15 protein-coding genes are annotated in these 13,782 nt (G+C 67.3%); 8 read left to right on the top strand and 7 right to left on the bottom strand.

From position 1 onward, the window contains the following. Positions 1 to 460 precede the first annotated feature (460 nt). Positions 461 to 1,432, top strand: a complete 972-nt coding sequence (locus EH209_RS00945) for a phosphoadenosine phosphosulfate reductase family protein (protein ID WP_126661131.1) — start codon at positions 461 to 463, stop codon at positions 1,430 to 1,432. 137 nt (positions 1,433 to 1,569) lie between these two features. On the opposite strand, the gene EH209_RS00940 is transcribed toward EH209_RS00945, so the two are convergent. From EH209_RS00940 to EH209_RS00930, 3 genes are all read right to left on the bottom strand, one after another. After that, positions 1,570 to 1,764 carry a DUF7333 family protein gene (locus EH209_RS00940; protein ID WP_126661130.1) on the bottom strand — a complete coding sequence of 65 codons (195 nt, stop codon included), beginning with the start codon at positions 1,762 to 1,764 and terminating at the stop codon, positions 1,570 to 1,572. An 81-nt stretch (positions 1,765 to 1,845) separates the two neighbouring features. Beyond that, positions 1,846 to 2,616: a hypothetical protein gene (locus tag EH209_RS00935; RefSeq protein ID WP_126661129.1), complete on the bottom strand. Its 771-nt coding sequence runs from the start codon at positions 2,614 to 2,616 to the stop codon at positions 1,846 to 1,848. A 124-nt stretch (positions 2,617 to 2,740) separates the two neighbouring features. Beyond that, positions 2,741 to 3,583: an aldo/keto reductase gene (locus EH209_RS00930; protein ID WP_126661128.1), complete on the bottom strand. Its 843-nt coding sequence runs from the start codon at positions 3,581 to 3,583 to the stop codon at positions 2,741 to 2,743. 195 nt (positions 3,584 to 3,778) lie between these two features. Here EH209_RS00930 and EH209_RS00925 point away from each other — a divergent pair, with 195 nt between their 5' ends. The 4 genes from EH209_RS00925 to EH209_RS00910 are packed head-to-tail and all read left to right on the top strand — an operon-like array spanning position 3,779 to position 7,371. Next, positions 3,779 to 4,753: a DUF4129 domain-containing protein gene (locus EH209_RS00925; protein ID WP_126661127.1), complete on the top strand. Its 975-nt coding sequence runs from the start codon at positions 3,779 to 3,781 to the stop codon at positions 4,751 to 4,753. A gap of 10 nt (positions 4,754 to 4,763) precedes the next feature. Continuing rightward, positions 4,764 to 5,312 carry a DUF7269 family protein gene (locus tag EH209_RS00920; RefSeq protein WP_126661126.1) on the top strand — a complete coding sequence of 183 codons (549 nt, stop codon included), beginning with the start codon at positions 4,764 to 4,766 and terminating at the stop codon, positions 5,310 to 5,312. Then, the gene (locus tag EH209_RS00915) at positions 5,309 to 6,859 is read left to right on the top strand and encodes a DUF58 domain-containing protein (RefSeq protein WP_126661125.1); all 1,551 of its coding nucleotides are present in this window, start codon (positions 5,309 to 5,311) and stop codon (positions 6,857 to 6,859) included. Before EH209_RS00920 ends, EH209_RS00915 begins: the two co-directional genes overlap by 4 nt. Beyond that, entirely contained in the window at positions 6,856 to 7,371 is a 516-nt protein-coding gene (locus tag EH209_RS00910) for a DUF7519 family protein (RefSeq protein WP_249038721.1), read from the top strand. Before EH209_RS00915 ends, EH209_RS00910 begins: the two co-directional genes overlap by 4 nt. Positions 7,372 to 7,430: 59 nt before the next feature. Here EH209_RS00910 and EH209_RS00905 read toward each other — a convergent pair whose 3' ends face one another. Further along, the gene (locus tag EH209_RS00905; RefSeq protein ID WP_126661123.1) at positions 7,431 to 8,381 is read right to left on the bottom strand and encodes an AAA family ATPase; all 951 of its coding nucleotides are present in this window, start codon (positions 8,379 to 8,381) and stop codon (positions 7,431 to 7,433) included. Positions 8,382 to 8,796: 415 nt separating this feature from the next. Between EH209_RS00905 and EH209_RS00900 the strand changes: the two genes are divergently transcribed. Beyond that, on the top strand, positions 8,797 to 9,564 hold the full coding sequence (locus EH209_RS00900; protein ID WP_126661122.1) for a class I SAM-dependent methyltransferase: 768 nt from the start codon (positions 8,797 to 8,799) through the stop codon (positions 9,562 to 9,564). A gap of 26 nt (positions 9,565 to 9,590) precedes the next feature. Here EH209_RS00900 and ric read toward each other — a convergent pair whose 3' ends face one another. The 3 genes from ric to EH209_RS00885 form a co-directional block, all read right to left on the bottom strand. Beyond that, positions 9,591 to 10,307: an iron-sulfur cluster repair di-iron protein gene (gene ric, locus EH209_RS00895; protein ID WP_126661121.1), complete on the bottom strand. Its 717-nt coding sequence runs from the start codon at positions 10,305 to 10,307 to the stop codon at positions 9,591 to 9,593. A 320-nt stretch (positions 10,308 to 10,627) separates the two neighbouring features. After that, a complete protein-coding gene (locus EH209_RS00890) occupies positions 10,628 to 11,374 on the bottom strand; it encodes a proteasome assembly chaperone family protein (RefSeq protein ID WP_126661120.1) in 747 nt (248 codons plus the stop codon). Between the two features lie 64 nt (positions 11,375 to 11,438). Further along, positions 11,439 to 12,146: a hypothetical protein gene (locus EH209_RS00885; protein WP_126661119.1), complete on the bottom strand. Its 708-nt coding sequence runs from the start codon at positions 12,144 to 12,146 to the stop codon at positions 11,439 to 11,441. A 149-nt stretch (positions 12,147 to 12,295) separates the two neighbouring features. Here EH209_RS00885 and EH209_RS00880 point away from each other — a divergent pair, with 149 nt between their 5' ends. Both EH209_RS00880 and EH209_RS00875 read left to right on the top strand, forming a co-directional pair. Then, positions 12,296 to 13,204 (top strand): RsmB/NOP family class I SAM-dependent RNA methyltransferase, encoded by a 909-nt coding sequence (locus tag EH209_RS00880; RefSeq protein ID WP_126661118.1) that lies wholly within the window; start codon positions 12,296 to 12,298, stop codon positions 13,202 to 13,204. Beyond that, positions 13,204 to 13,734, top strand: a complete 531-nt coding sequence (locus EH209_RS00875; RefSeq protein ID WP_126661117.1) for a DUF7122 family protein — start codon at positions 13,204 to 13,206, stop codon at positions 13,732 to 13,734. Before EH209_RS00880 ends, EH209_RS00875 begins: the two co-directional genes overlap by 1 nt. Positions 13,735 to 13,782: the final 48 nt, after the last annotated feature.

The raw sequence follows: 13,782 nt of genomic DNA, 5'->3' as shown, positions 1-13,782 counted from the left end.
TCGCCGTCCGGTCCGGCCGCGCGCCGCTACTGTACAGCCCGGCCGACCCGGGGGCCGAATCCGTATCGTCGACGAACGATTCTACGACCTACGTTCGGAGGTCCGCGTACCGAACAGCGTCGGCTTTCGTCGGTGTCGACGGCGGTCCCGACGGCCACCGGTTGCGGCAAGTATTGCGCCACCCCGTCGGACGAACGGCGACGCGATCACGCCGCCATCCCGGCCCTCGAGTGAACACACCACACGGATCGGTAGGGTTGACCCGCCGCTCATCGATCACGGCGGGAAGCCGTCGTTCGCACAGGAAAGCGCCTGAAAGTCCAGTTCCTGACTCACTCCGTCGAACGAGATCCGCGTCGACGCGCGATACCGTCATCGCCGACCGATCGTCGCAGATTCCGACAGACGTTTCCGCTCCCCCAAAGCGTTTATCCCTCCTAATTATATCTAATTACACCACATGAGCGAGAACTTCCCCGACTACGTCGACGTCGACTACGAGGACGGCGACGGTGAGGATCCCGAGGACTATCCCCAGATTCAGGACAAGATCGAGAAGGCCATCGAGGTCACTCGCGAGGGTCTCGAGGCGTACGAGAACCCGGCCGTGATGTGGACCGGCGGCAAGGACTCCACGCTCACGCTGTACTTCATCAAAGAGGTCGCCGACCGCTTCGACCTCGAGGTACCGCCGGCGGTCTTCATCGACCACTACCAGCACTTCGACGAGATCCACGACTTCGTCGACCACTGGGCCGACGAGTGGGACCTCGAAGTCATCTACGCGCGCAACGAGGACGTCGGCGAGTACGTCGACGAGCACGGCCTCGAGCCGGGCGACGACATCGAGATCGACGAACTCTCCGAGCACAACCAGCACCACGTCGAGAACATCCTCGAGTACGAGGAAGACGAGTTCCCGTTCCTGCTCGACACCTACGTCGGCAACCACCTGCTGAAGACGGTCGCGCTTAACGACGCGCTCGAAGAACACGACATCGACGGCGTTATCTCCGGCGTCCGCTGGGACGAGCAGGAGGCCCGCGCCGACGAGACGTTCTTCTCGCCGCGTCACGACCCCGACATCTACCCGCCCCACGACCGCATCCAGCCCATCCTGCAGTTCGACGAGGCCGCCGTCTGGGACGCCTTCTGGAACTTCGTGGTGCCGGACACGGTCGAGAACTTCCCCGAGGAGGGCTACGTCCCCGAGGCCGACGACGACCTCCCCGAGGGCGTCGAACAGGCGGACATCCCGATCTCGCCGAAGTACTTCGCCGGCTTCCGCTCGCTGGGTAGCGAGGTCAGCACCGAGAAGAGCGACGAGGACCCCGCGTGGCTGCAGGACCTCGAGGGAACGACCGAGCGCGCGGGCCGCGCCCAGGACAAGGAGGACCTGATGGAGCGTCTGCGCGACCTCGGCTACATGTAGGCCGCTCGCGGTCGATCGTTGACTGACTGCTCACCGCCGATTTTTTCGGTTTCGTTCGCTCGAGCGGCGGCGCTGGCGCGGTCGAAATCGTAACGGTTGCGATGAACCAGTAGCGATAGCGCCGATCCCAACCGTCGTTATCGGCCTGTAACACGATGCTCGCCGTATTTAATCCCGATACCGAGCATGATCAGCCCGAACACGATCATCGACGGCGCGACCCTCATCAACACGGTGTCCATGGTCATCATCGGTGCGGCAATCAGGCCGACGACGCCGATCGCGATGACGGCGATAAACGCAGCCGCGGTCGTGGGAAGGTCGAATTCCATGTGCGGCTCTTGGGAACCGGACGCCTAATGGTATCGGGAATCGGCAGTCCGTTCGCGAAGAGGTATCGAAAACGAAACCGGTTACTGCGACGGCCGAACCAGGTTCGCCAGCGCGACGACGACCCCGAGGAACCAGCCCAGCGGGATCGAGATGCCGAGCCACATCGCCGCGTAGGCTGCGCCTTCGAGTTGGTAGTTCGAGCGCAGGTACTCGTTGACGCCGCCGACGGCGAGCACGTTGTCGAGCGCCCAGGCGGCGAACTCGTAGCTGGGGTCTAAGATGTACGGGTGCAGCGACGGCGTCACGAGTGCCGCGACGACCGGCGGGAGGAACAGCGCCGTCATCGCGAACGGGTAGGCGAAGATCACCGTCACCGCGCGACCGCCGGCCTTGGTACACGCCGCTGCGAGCGCGGTCGATACCGTCGCGACCGCGCTCGCCGCCGCGACGGCGAGGACCGAATTCATCGGGATGTCGACCTGTTCCATGTACGACATCGCGCCCCAGGCGACGGTCAGGAGCCCCCAGCCGAGCAGCGCGACACCCGTGACGCCGACGATGCCGAGGCGGGTGCGCGTCGAGTCGAGTTTCGCCGCGTAGTAGCGGGTTGCGAGTCCGATGACGGTCAGCGGGTAGAGGAGCAGTAAGCCGAATAGCCCGAGGATACTCCAGCCGTTGTAACCGATCTTCTGTGGGAGCGTCTCCGGCTTCCACTTCCCCATGACGGAGTGGCCGCGGCCACGCTGACGTGGAAAGACGAGCTCCATCCACGCACCGTGTAACCGCTGTACGTCGGCCTTGATCGCGCCGACAAACCCACCACCGCCACGTTGTCGTGAGCGGGTAGACATACGCGAGCCATAAAGCCGGTGTACCGTAAGCTTTCCTGAATTTCACGCAAAAGAAACATGTCTCGATCGACCACCGTACCGGCGTCGGCGGCGTCTCTCGCCGGTGTCGGCTGCTCGAGAGGTCTCAGTTCCAGGGCGCGAAGCTGGGGTCGACCTGCCGCTGCGTCTCGTCGATACTATCGATTTTGTTGATGTCCTCTCGATCCAGCTCGAGGGTCAGGGATGCCCAGTTATCGCGGATGTGCTCCTCGCCGGTCGCCTTCGGAATCGCGGTGACGCCCTTCTCGCGCAGCCAGGCGAGGCTGGCCTGCGCCTCACTGACGCCGTGTTTCTCCGCGACGTCCTGAACCTCGGGCTGGTCAAAGATCTCGCCGCGGGCGATCGGCGAGTAGGCGACGACCTCGACACCGGCGTTCTCGCAGGCTTCCCGGAGGTCAGGCTGGGGGAGCAGCGGATGGAGTTCGACCTGGTTGGCCAGGATCGGCGCGTCGCAGACGTCGACGGCCTCCTGGACCTGCTCGGGGAGGAAGTTGCTGATGCCGACGTTCTCGATCAGTCCCTCGTCATACAGCTCCGAGAGCGCCGACAGCGTTCCCTCGGGGTCGTACTCGCCGGTCGGCCAGTGGATGTACAGCATGTCGAGGGAGTCGACGCCGAGCCGGTCGATGCTCTCGCGAGCCGTCTCGAGGACGTCGTCGTGTGCGAGGTTCGAGCGCCAGACCTTGGTCGCGAGGAAGACCTCGTCGCGATCGACATCGGCCGCCGCGATACCCTCGCCGACGGCCGCCTCGTTCTCGTAGGCCTGGGCGGTGTCGATGTGGCGGTAGCCCGCTTCGAGGGCCGTTCGGACGCTCTCGACGCACCGATCCGGATCGTCGTGTTGCCAGGTACCGAACCCGAGCATCGGAATGCCGTTTGCGGTCGGACACGTTCCGGGCGCAACAGTTTCGGCGTCTTCCGTTTCCATGTGCGCAGGGAGGAACAGGGCGCGAAAAGGAGTTGTGTTTGCAGTAGTGTCTACCGGAAGCCGTCGTGCAATTTGACACTGGGGAGTAGCTGCGACGAGCCGTCCGCACCGAGCCCCGGCACCGCGAATTCGACGCGAGTTCGCGTCGATCTGGTCGGGAGTAAAACATTTCACGTATTACAAGAAAGAAAGGGCGTGGATAGAGATACGGGTCGCGTCGTGGTGATCGCCGTCCTGTGCTGTCTCGCCGTCGTGCTCGCGGCGGCGACGTTGCCGTCGATGGTCGAGAACGGCGGGAGCGGCGGCGGGTTCGGCGGCGCCGACGGCGGCGCCAGCGACGTCGAGGAACAGGGTGAACCCCCGGCGGCCGATTCCGGCCCCGAGGGAGACGAGGCGTTCGAATTCACGGGACTGTGCGTCGCGTTCCTCGACTCGGAGCTCGGGTTCCTCGCGCTCGTGTTGGGCGCGGTCGGAATCGCCGCGCTGGCGACCCGATCGTACGATACCAGAATAACGCTCATGCTCTCGGTCGCCTTGCTCCCGCTGGTCGTGCTCGTCTTCGTCGTCCTCACCGGCGGCTGCGGGACGCAGACCCTCGAGCCGCCGGCTCCGCCGGCCGATCTGCAGCCGCCCGCGGAGAACGGCTCCGGCGGTCCGTTCGGCGGCGGCGACGGCGACGGTTCCGTTTCCGGGCCGACTCTGCCCTCGCTGCTCGTGTTGACCGTTCTGCTGGTGACCGTCGTCGGGGCGTTCGCGGCGCTGTTCTACAGCGGCGACGACGAGGGCCGGGAATCGACGGATCCCGTCGCGGAACCGGACGACGCCGTGCAGCGGGGCGAACTCGGCCGCGCGGCCGGCGACGCCGCCGATCGGATCGAGAAAGGCGACGATTTCGAGAACGACGTCTACCGGGCCTGGCGCGAGATGACGGAGCCGATCGAGGTCGATCGACCTGACTCGAGTACGCCCGGCGAGTTCGCGGCCGCGGCGCGGGACGCGGGGCTGGATCCGTCCCACGTCGACGAGTTGCGGACGATGTTCGAGGACGTCCGCTACGGCGATCGCTCGGTCACGGACGACCGCGAGCGCCGCGCCGTCGAGTTACTCAGACAGATCGAAGCGACCTACGCCGACGACGATCGCGACCGCGAGAACGGAGCGACACGATGAACGGATACCCATGAACAAGTACGCGATAGTCGGCGCCGGACTGGTCCTGCTCGGTCTGGCGTTCGTGGCGGTCCCGGAACTGACCGGCCCCTTCAGCCTCGGCGAGTCGATCGTGACCGTGATCGGCGTGATCGCGCTCCTCCAGGGGCTTCGAACGGCGCAAGCTCGCCGACACGCCGACGTCGGGCAGACGGAACTGCCGACGCCGGAGCGGCCACAGGAGCTGCCGACCCCCGGCGAGGAGATCGACGCGGCGATCGAATCGGGCGTCGTGACGTTCGGACGGCAGGGACGAAAGCTCAACGAACGACTCGAGCGGGCGGCCGTCGACGCGCTGGTGCTCGGGGAGGGGCTGACCGAGGACGAGGCCCGACAGGCCCTCGAGAACGGAACCTGGACGGACGATCCGCTGGCGGCGGCCCAGTTCATGAATACGGTCCCCGACTGGGCGCCGTGGCGCGTCCGGGTCCGGACGGTGGTGCGTCGCGACCGCCCCCGCCGCGCCAGACGCGCCGCGGCCGAGATCGCGCGAATTTCGGGGGTGCACGACGACGAATGACGGACGGAGACGAGGACGGACGATCGGCTGACGACGGGCGACCGACGGACGGCCGGAGCGAGCGAACCGACGGCGGCGAGGCTGCCGGAATCGATACGGAAACTCGCTCCGAACCCGGTTCCGATGCCGACGCCGGTGGTCGGACGGACGCCGAGACTGAGCCTGGTACTGCCACCAAGACGGACTCCAGCACTGACGTCGCTACTGAACCCGACAACGATGTGCCCGAAGACGCGGATGGCAAGACCGCAGACGCCGCGGAATCGGTCGTCGTCGACTCGAGCGTCCGAGAGACGAAGCGCTGGACCGGCGTTGCCGCCGTCGCCTCTGTGTTCGGCGGCGCCGGCGTCGTCGTCACGTCGCCGGCGCTGTTGCTGGCGGCGGTCGTCGGCATCGCGTACGCGGCCTACGCCCGGGCTGGTCGGCCGCCGACCCCGACGCTCTCGATCGATCGCGAACTCGAGGATGGCGAGCTCGAGCCCGGCGAACCCGTTCGCGTGACGGTACACGTCCGCAACGACGGGGACGAACTCCTTCCGGATCTCCGGCTCGTCGACGGCGTGCCGGCGGAACTCGTCGTCACCGACGGCTCCCCGAGACACGGGACCGCGCTCCGGCCGGGCGAGACGGAGACGTTCTCCTACGCGGTGACCGCTCGCCAGGGCGCCCACGCGTTCGAACCGGTCGCCGTCGTCGCGCGAGGGTTCACCGGCGCCGTCGAGCGCGTCCAGCGGATCCGCGTCGACGCCGAACTCCGCTGTCCGCCCGCCGAGATTGAGACCGACCTCCCGCTGCGGTCGCTGACGCTGCCCCTGACCGGCCGCGTCGAGACCGACGTCGGCGGCGAGGGCCTCGAGTTTCACTCGACGCGGGAGTACCGCCGCGGCGACCCGCTCTCGCGGATCGACTGGAACCGCCGGGCTCGCGGCCAGGAGCTGACGACCGTGACGTTTCGCGAGGAGCGGTCGGCGACGGTGATGCTCGCCGTCGACACGCGCACGGACGCGTACCGTCGACCCGACGAAACGGGCCGTCACGCGGTCGACCGCAGTATCGAGGCGGCCGTCGCCGCGCTCGACGCGCTGGATGCGGGCGGCAACAACGTCGGCCTCGCCAGTTTCGGCCCGCACCCGCAGTGGCTGGCGCCGGGCTCGGGGGCCGACCACCGGGCGTCGGCCCGCCGACTGCTCGCGACCGATTCCGCGTTCGATCTGTCTCCGCCGGAGTCGTCGACGTCGATGCTGTACGTCCAGCAAAAGCGGTTCCGCTCGCGGATGCCGCCCGATTCGCAGGTGATCCTGTTCACGCCGCTGTGCGACGACGACATCGTGCGGACCGCGCAGTTGCTCGAGGCCGACGGCCACCTCGTGACGATCGTGAGTCCCGATCCGACGGGCGAGGATACGCCCGGCGAACGGCTCGGAGCGGTCGAACGAGCGGTCCGCATCTCGACGCTCAGGGGGACGGGCATCAGGGTCGTCGACTGGCCGGCGGACGAATCGCTGGCGGCGACGCTCGAGCGCAGTCGACGGCGGTGGTCGGCGTGAGCACCGAAGCCGACGCGGTCGACCCCGACCACCGGCCCGCGGTCCTGACGAGCGGACTCTCGATCGTCGCGTTACTTCTCGGAGTGCTCTCGAGCGCCCTCTACTCGCCGTTCGTGCTCGTCGGCGGCGCCGCCGCGCTGGTGATCCTCGGCGGCGGGCTCTGGACGGGGTCCCGTCGGGCCGTCACGATCGGTACCGCCGTCGCGCTCGCGGGGCTACTCACGGGCGGCATTCAGGGGGTTCCGTCGGTCCCGATGCTCGCGAGCGTCACCGCGACCGTGCTGGCCTGGGACGCCGGCCACCACGCAGTCGGGATCGGCGAGCAGCTCGGCCGGGAGGCGACGACGGCGCGGGCGGAGCTCCCGCACGTCGGCGCCACGGTCGTCGTTGGGCTGGTCGCCGCCGTCGGGAGCTACGCGGTCTTTATCGCCGGCCCCAGCGGCCAGCCGGTCGCGGCCGTGATCGCCATGCTGTTTGGGGCGATACTCCTGTTGGCGGCGTTGCAGCGGTAATCAGTTCCGCGGCGACGCGATTCCGTTGGTCGCGCGAGTCCCGGTAGAAACGGTTGCTCCTACTCGAGCGTCGGGACGGAGACGGAATCGAGCACCTGCTCGACGATGGCCGCCTTCGAGGCCCCGTCGACCGAGGCGTCGGGTGTGAGCACCAGCCGGTGGGCCAACACGGGGCGGGCCACCCGCTTGACGTCGTCGGGCGTCACGTAGTCACGGCCGACGATGACGGCGCGGGCCCGCGCCGCCTCGAGCAGGCGCTGGGTGCCCCGCGGCGAGACGCCGATGTCGACCTGGTTTCGCGTGCGCGTCCCGCGGGTGATATCGGCGATGTAGGAGACGAGGTCGTCGTCGACCCGGACCGACTCGGGGACCTCCCGGAGCGCTCGGACGCGGTCCCCGTCCAGCACCGGATCGATGCTCGGACTCCGTTCGGTGCGGCCGAGTCGGCGCTGCAACAGCTCCCGTTCGCCGTCCGCGTCGGGGTAGCCGATCGACTGTTTCACCAGGAAGCGGTCGACCTGGGCTTCCGGCAGCGGGAAGGTGCCGGCCTGTTCGACGGGGTTCTGCGTCGCGATCACGAAAAACGGCTGCGGAAGCTGGTGCGTGTCCCCGTCGACGGTGACCTGGCCTTCCGCCATCGCCTCGAGCAGGGCGGCCTGGGTCTTCGGCGGTGCACGGTTGATCTCGTCGGCCAGCACGACGTTCGCGAAGATCGGTCCCTCGGTGAAGTCGAAGGTGCCCTCGGACTCGTCAAACACGTGGGTCCCGGTCACGTCGGCCGGCAGCAGATCCGGCGTGAACTGGATCCGGGAAAACGACAGCCCCAGCGCCGACGCCAGACTGTTCGCGGTCAGGGTCTTTCCGGTTCCGGGTACGTCCTCCAGAAGAACGTGTCCCCGCCCGAGGACGCCGAGCAGCACGGTCTCGAGGAATTCCTGGTCCGCGATAACGCTCCGACTGACGGCATCGAGGACGGCGTTACACTCCGCGCGCGCGTCAGTAATATCCATGTCGTACTCGTAGTGATACTTACATATAAACGACCGTGGTCGAACGAGGAAGTCAGGACACCCGAACGGAACTACCGGTGCGTTCACGGCGCCCGGGCCTTCGAACTCTCCCTTGGCCGATCCGTTACAGTTGCCGGACAAACTGCTCGTGCCGACGGAGAGCGCGATGATATTTGGGGATAGCTTGGTCTGCGTCCCCCGACAATCGTCGCGTGTCCACGCGGAGACGAGCCCGACCGGCACGAGGAGGGGAGACGAACCGGCGGTTCCGTCTCGCGTTCCGGGCGACTGACCCGAACCGACCGATGCCATCGATTTCCCACCGTTCGACGCTCGGTGTAGTGCTGTCCGTGACCGGTGCAACGATTCCGGTCGTCGAAGAACCGCGGACCGAACGAAACGGCGACCGGCGACGATGACGGACCGGCCGATGCACGGGGTTCTCGCTGCGCTGGGCAAGCGGGTGCTCCGTCCCGGCGGTCGAGCGTTGACTCAGCAGTTCCTCGAGGCGCTGGCTATCACGCCGGCCGACGACGTCGTCGAATTCGCGCCCGGCGCCGGAGCGACGGCGCGACGCGCGCTGGCGGACGAGCCGAACTCGTACACCGGGATCGAACTGGACCGCGCGGCGGCGCGGGCGCTCCGGGACGACCTGGGCGGGACCGGTCGCGAGATCGTCGTCGGTAACGCGGCCGACACTGACCTCGCGGACGGCGTCGCGGACGTCGTCTACGGCGAAGCGATGTTGTCGATGCAGCCGGACGAGGGAAAGGCCGCACTCGTCGGCGAGGCCCATCGGCTTCTGCGGACCACCGGCGTCTACGGAATTCACGAACTGGCGATCGATCCCGACGGACCAGACGCAGCGACCGAATCGGCCGTTCGGGACGACCTCTCGCGTGCGTCGAGGGTGAACGCGTGGCCGCTGACGGAATCGGAGTGGGTGGCGCTGCTCGAAGACGCGGGATTCACCGTTCGGTGGCGAGCGACCGCTCCGATGCGCCTCCTCGAACCGCGGCGGGTCGTCGCCGACGAGGGACTCGTCCGGACGCTGCAAATCGCGTACAACGTTCTCACCGATCCGGAGGCCCAGAACCGCGTCCGATCGATGCGGCGTGTCTTCAATGCGTACAACGACCAACTACGCGCGATCGCGATCGTCGCCGAAAAGACCGACGCATGACGGACCGACTCGGGCGGTGCGGTCGATCACTCCGCGACCGCCGCCGCGAGTCGATCCTGCGCGTCGGGAAACAGGACGTTGTTTTCCTTGTGGATGTGCAGGTGCATGTCCTCCTCGAGGAGCTGCAGTCGATCGAGCATGTTTCGGTAGCTGGTACACGCGCCCTCCGGGACCGCGTAGTCGTCGGTCAGCGAGCGGAGCCGCTCGAGGTGGGCGGCGGCCGCGTCGTGTTCGTCCTCGAGGTGGTCAATCGCCTTGCGGACCTGCGCCTCCTCGTCACCGGTCAGCGCCGTCTCGTCCTCGAGGCGTTCGAGTTCGGGGAAGACGTTCTCCTCCTCGTCCTCGATATGGTGGGTGACCTCGTCTTCGAGGTCGAGAAACGTCGATTCGACGTCGTGGAGTTCCGGGTGGTCGTCCCCGTGGACGCGGACGACCTTCCGGACCGTTCGCTCGAGCGGCGGCAACTCGGCCCGAAGATAGTCGTGGTGGTTCTCGACAATGTCGTCGACGAGCGCCGACAGCGAGTCCCAGTCGTCGGTTCCGTCGCCGCCGTCCGACCGCGCGTCACGGAGTCGATCGACGACGGCCCCGACCTCGAGGTCGGCGTCGGCACAGGCCCGCTCGAGCGAGTCGTCGCCACCGCAGCAGTAGTCGATGCCGACGGACTCGAACACCGACGCGAATTCGGGGTTGTCTCTGACGAGCGCTCCGAGTCGTCGCTCCGGGTCAATTTCGGCGGTCATCGGTTCTGAACGGCAGCGGTGTGGGGTTCAACTACGATACCGCTTCGGTTGAGATTTCGCCGAAGGAATCGGTCGTCATCGTCGTCTGCCGTCTGTTTAGGCTCGCCTAATCTCATACAGTCGGAGAAAGCAACGCCGCGTCGAAGGTGGTTCCCCCGAACATGATCGAATAGGTCGGCGCGTTCTCGAGACGCTCATTCCGAACGCGGACGCGTCGAGCGATCGGCACGGCGTCACCGATCGACGGCACGGTTCCGGAATCGAGAGTTCGGTCCCGGTGACGACGCTCGAGAGCACGAACCGCGATCGAGCGGAGATCGCTACTGGTACATCCGCAGCGGCTGGGCCTGCGAACTCTCCTCCTGGCCGATCTGTTGCATCTGCTGAGCGAACTGCTCGCGCTTCTCGCGGATCTCCGCCGCGCGGTCGAGGAGTTCCTGGACCTCGACCTCGACGTCGGCGATCGGGCAGACGCCGTCCTCGAGGAGGACGCTTGCGGCCTCGGGGTCGGGGAACTGCGGGCTCGATTCGACGACGAGTCCGACGCTGTCGTAGTCGCGCTGTGCGGCGCGGTTGATGAGCGCCCCCGTCGGCCCCGTGACGACGCCGTCCTCGGGCGGCACGGCGATTCCGCGCTCCTCGAGGCGCTCGGCGGCGTTCCCGGTTCCGACGCCGTAGATGTCGGGTTCGTCCTCGCCCTCGCGTTCGGCCGGCAACCCGCTGAGGTAGAGCGGCAGCGCGTCCTGGCCGACGATCCACTCGGTGAGACACTCGGCGACGGAGCCGACGGCGTCGGATTTGATCGGCGCGTCGCTCCGGAGGGCGAGGAGGTCGTGCTCCTCGCTGGCGTAGATCCGGACCGGCGGCCGGGCCGTGTGGTCGCCGCCACGGTAGACGCCGACCCGGGGCAGCCTGCCGCAGTCGACGCTGGCGTAATAGCGCATGTCGAGTTCCTCGATGAGGTGGTCGGTCGCGATCTTGCCGACGAGTCCGAGCCCCGGGAAGCCCTCGACGAGAACCGGTTCCTCGAGGTCCATCTCGGGCCCCTGCTGGCGGATCTGTGCCATGTTCGAGACGTCTGTCGGCGTACCCATAAAATCGAGGGCGGCAGATATTCGGACGGCCCGAATCTCACGGCGAGAGGACGAGCATCTCGGTCGAACCGGGCTGGAACTCGAACGGGACCGTCTCCCGCGTCGCCTCGTACCCCTCGTCGGCGAGCGTCGCGAGGACGTCCTCGAGGCGATCGTAGGGCGTCGCGTCCAGTCCCTGCAGTGGGTAGATCCGAACCTCGTCGGCCGCGACGCGGGCGAGTTCCCGCAGCGCCTCGCAGTGGAACTCGTAGTCGAACCGGTCACCGTAGAGGAACAGGAAGTGCGCGGAGAGGACCAGCGAGAACGCGTCGCGCTCGAAGGGCAACGCCGGCAGCGCGGCGGCGACGTACCGATCCCTCGACTGGCCGGCCGCGTAGTCCTTGCGGAACCGCTCCGAAGCCCGTCGCAGGTAGCGTCGGCGCTCAGCGACGGAGTCGTAGAACGACCAGTCGAACATGTCCCTCTTCTCCGAGAGCTGGTCGATCACCGCCTCGCGGTCCTCGCGACATCGTCGTGCGAGGTCCTCGCGAGACCGTTCGTACACCACATCGGCGCCGACGACATCGATTCCCCGGTCGGTCGCGGTCGCGACGAACGACGCGACGCCGGACGGGCAATCGAGCACCCGTCGCCCCTCGAGTGCAGCCGGCTCGAGATCGAACATGGCCGCGTACTCCTCGAACGTGCGGCCGATGACGGCGCAGTCAGTCACCTCGAATTTCGTCGGCTCGGTCGCATCCCCCACGTCTGTTTTTGACCTCTATTGAACAGATATAGACCTTAATGTATATATCTGTCTCCAGTATGTCGTTTGGTCGGAGCGGTCGCATCCGGCACTGCCGGGAGTCGACCGCTTCGAAACCCACAAACGCGGCGCGTGCAAATCCGGGTCCAATGGAGCCACTCGAGCGGTATCGACCGATTATCGACGATTTCGACGCGTTCCTCGAGGCCTGCGAGCGGCCGCTGGGCAACGCCGCCCGCGTCAACACCATCAAGGCCTCGGTCGAGCGGACGCTCGAGGCCCTCGAGGAGGAGGGTCTCGCGTACGAGCAGGCCGACTGGAACCCCCGCGTGCTGCGCCTCGAGACGGGGTCGCCGGGGTCGACGTGGACCTCGTTCCACGGCTTTACCCACGGCCAGGAGGAGGTCTCGGCGGTGCCGCCGGTCGTCCTCGATCCCCAGTCCGGCGAGCGGGTCTGGGACAGCTGTGCCGCACCCGGCGGGAAAGCGACCCAGATCGCGGCGCTGATGGGCGACGAGGGGACCGTCGTGGCCAACGACAACAACCTCGGGCGCATCTCAGCGCTGCGCTTTAACGCCGAGCGCCTCGGCGCGACGAGCCTCGCCGTCACGAACGCCGACGCGCGTAACTACTCCCTGAACCGGTTCGACTTCAACGAGTTCGACCGCGCGCTCGTCGACGCGCCCTGTACCTGCGAGGGGACGATCCGGAAGAACCCCGACGCGCTGGACAACTGGTCGGAGGGGGCCATCGCGTCGGTCTCGGGCGTCCAGAAGGGCATCCTCCGGCGGGCGATACAGGCCACCCGCGAGGGCGGCACCGTCGTCTACTCGACGTGTACCTTCGCCCCCGAGGAGAACGAGGCGGTCGTCCAGCACGCCCTCGAAGAGGAGGACTGTCGCGTCGTCGACTTCGATATCGGCCTCGAGCACTCGCCCGGCCTGACCGAGTGGGACGGCGAGGAATTCGACTCGAGCCTCGAGCGGGCGGCGCGGATCTACCCCCATCAGAACGACACCGGCGGCTTCTTCGTGGCGAAACTGGAGGTGACCGCGTAATGGCGGACGAATCGACCAGGGACCTCGAGCAAAACGACGGCCAGCGATTCGATCGCCTGCCCGCGACGCCGGCCGAACAGACTGTCGAGGGTCGGGTCAGCCGCGAGGAGGTCGTCGACTACTTCTGTGATCGGTTCGGCATGCCACCGGAAACGTTCGACGACTACACGTTCTGGGAGAAGGGCGCCGGCAAGATCTGGATCTACGGCGGCGAGGCGCCAACGCCCCTCGAGATCGAGGCCATCGGGATGACCTGTCTGCGGACGCGCCAGGAACACTGGAAGCCGACGACGGACTTCGTCCAGCGCTTTGGCGGTCGCGCGACCGACTGCGTGATCGAACTCGACCCCGAGGAGGCGCGGGCCTTTGCAACCGGCGAGGATCAGGAAATCGAGCGCTGGGAGGGCGACTGGGGGTACCTGATCGGCGCTCACGAAATCGCCGGCGACCTCGAGCCGATCGGAATCGGCCTCTACGTCCACGGCGAACTGCGCTCGATGGTGCCGAAGGGGCGCCAGCGAGAGCTGTAAGTCGGCCTCGAGCCGCGGAGCGACCCTGCGGGGTTCACAGGCTGAAGG

The organism is Haloterrigena salifodinae (assembly GCF_003977755.1).
Classification (GTDB): Archaea; Halobacteriota; Halobacteria; order Halobacteriales; family Natrialbaceae; genus Haloterrigena; species Haloterrigena salifodinae.
Note: the sequence above shows the minus strand (reverse complement) of the source record. Positions and strands in the feature narration are given on the sequence as shown.

What these genes read in the sequence shown, in the direction of transcription:
- EH209_RS00875 (WP_126661117.1), top strand. Translation starts at nt 13,204, where the DNA reads ATGGCGGACGAATCGACCAGGGACCTCGAGCAAAACGACGGCCAGCGA.
- EH209_RS00935 (WP_126661129.1), bottom strand. Translation starts at nt 2,616, where the DNA reads ATGTCTACCCGCTCACGACAACGTGGCGGTGGTGGGTTTGTCGGCGCG.
- EH209_RS00930 (WP_126661128.1), bottom strand. Translation starts at nt 3,583, where the DNA reads ATGGAAACGGAAGACGCCGAAACTGTTGCGCCCGGAACGTGTCCGACC.
- EH209_RS00920 (WP_126661126.1), top strand. Translation starts at nt 4,764, where the DNA reads ATGAACAAGTACGCGATAGTCGGCGCCGGACTGGTCCTGCTCGGTCTG.
- EH209_RS00900 (WP_126661122.1), top strand. Translation starts at nt 8,797, where the DNA reads ATGACGGACCGGCCGATGCACGGGGTTCTCGCTGCGCTGGGCAAGCGG.
- EH209_RS00880 (WP_126661118.1), top strand. Translation starts at nt 12,296, where the DNA reads ATGGAGCCACTCGAGCGGTATCGACCGATTATCGACGATTTCGACGCG.
- EH209_RS00940 (WP_126661130.1), bottom strand. Translation starts at nt 1,764, where the DNA reads ATGGAATTCGACCTTCCCACGACCGCGGCTGCGTTTATCGCCGTCATC.
- EH209_RS00890 (WP_126661120.1), bottom strand. Translation starts at nt 11,374, where the DNA reads ATGGCACAGATCCGCCAGCAGGGGCCCGAGATGGACCTCGAGGAACCG.
- EH209_RS00905 (WP_126661123.1), bottom strand. Translation starts at nt 8,381, where the DNA reads ATGGATATTACTGACGCGCGCGCGGAGTGTAACGCCGTCCTCGATGCC.
- EH209_RS00915 (WP_126661125.1), top strand. Translation starts at nt 5,309, where the DNA reads ATGACGGACGGAGACGAGGACGGACGATCGGCTGACGACGGGCGACCG.
- ric (WP_126661121.1), bottom strand. Translation starts at nt 10,307, where the DNA reads ATGACCGCCGAAATTGACCCGGAGCGACGACTCGGAGCGCTCGTCAGA.
- EH209_RS00945 (WP_126661131.1), top strand. Translation starts at nt 461, where the DNA reads ATGAGCGAGAACTTCCCCGACTACGTCGACGTCGACTACGAGGACGGC.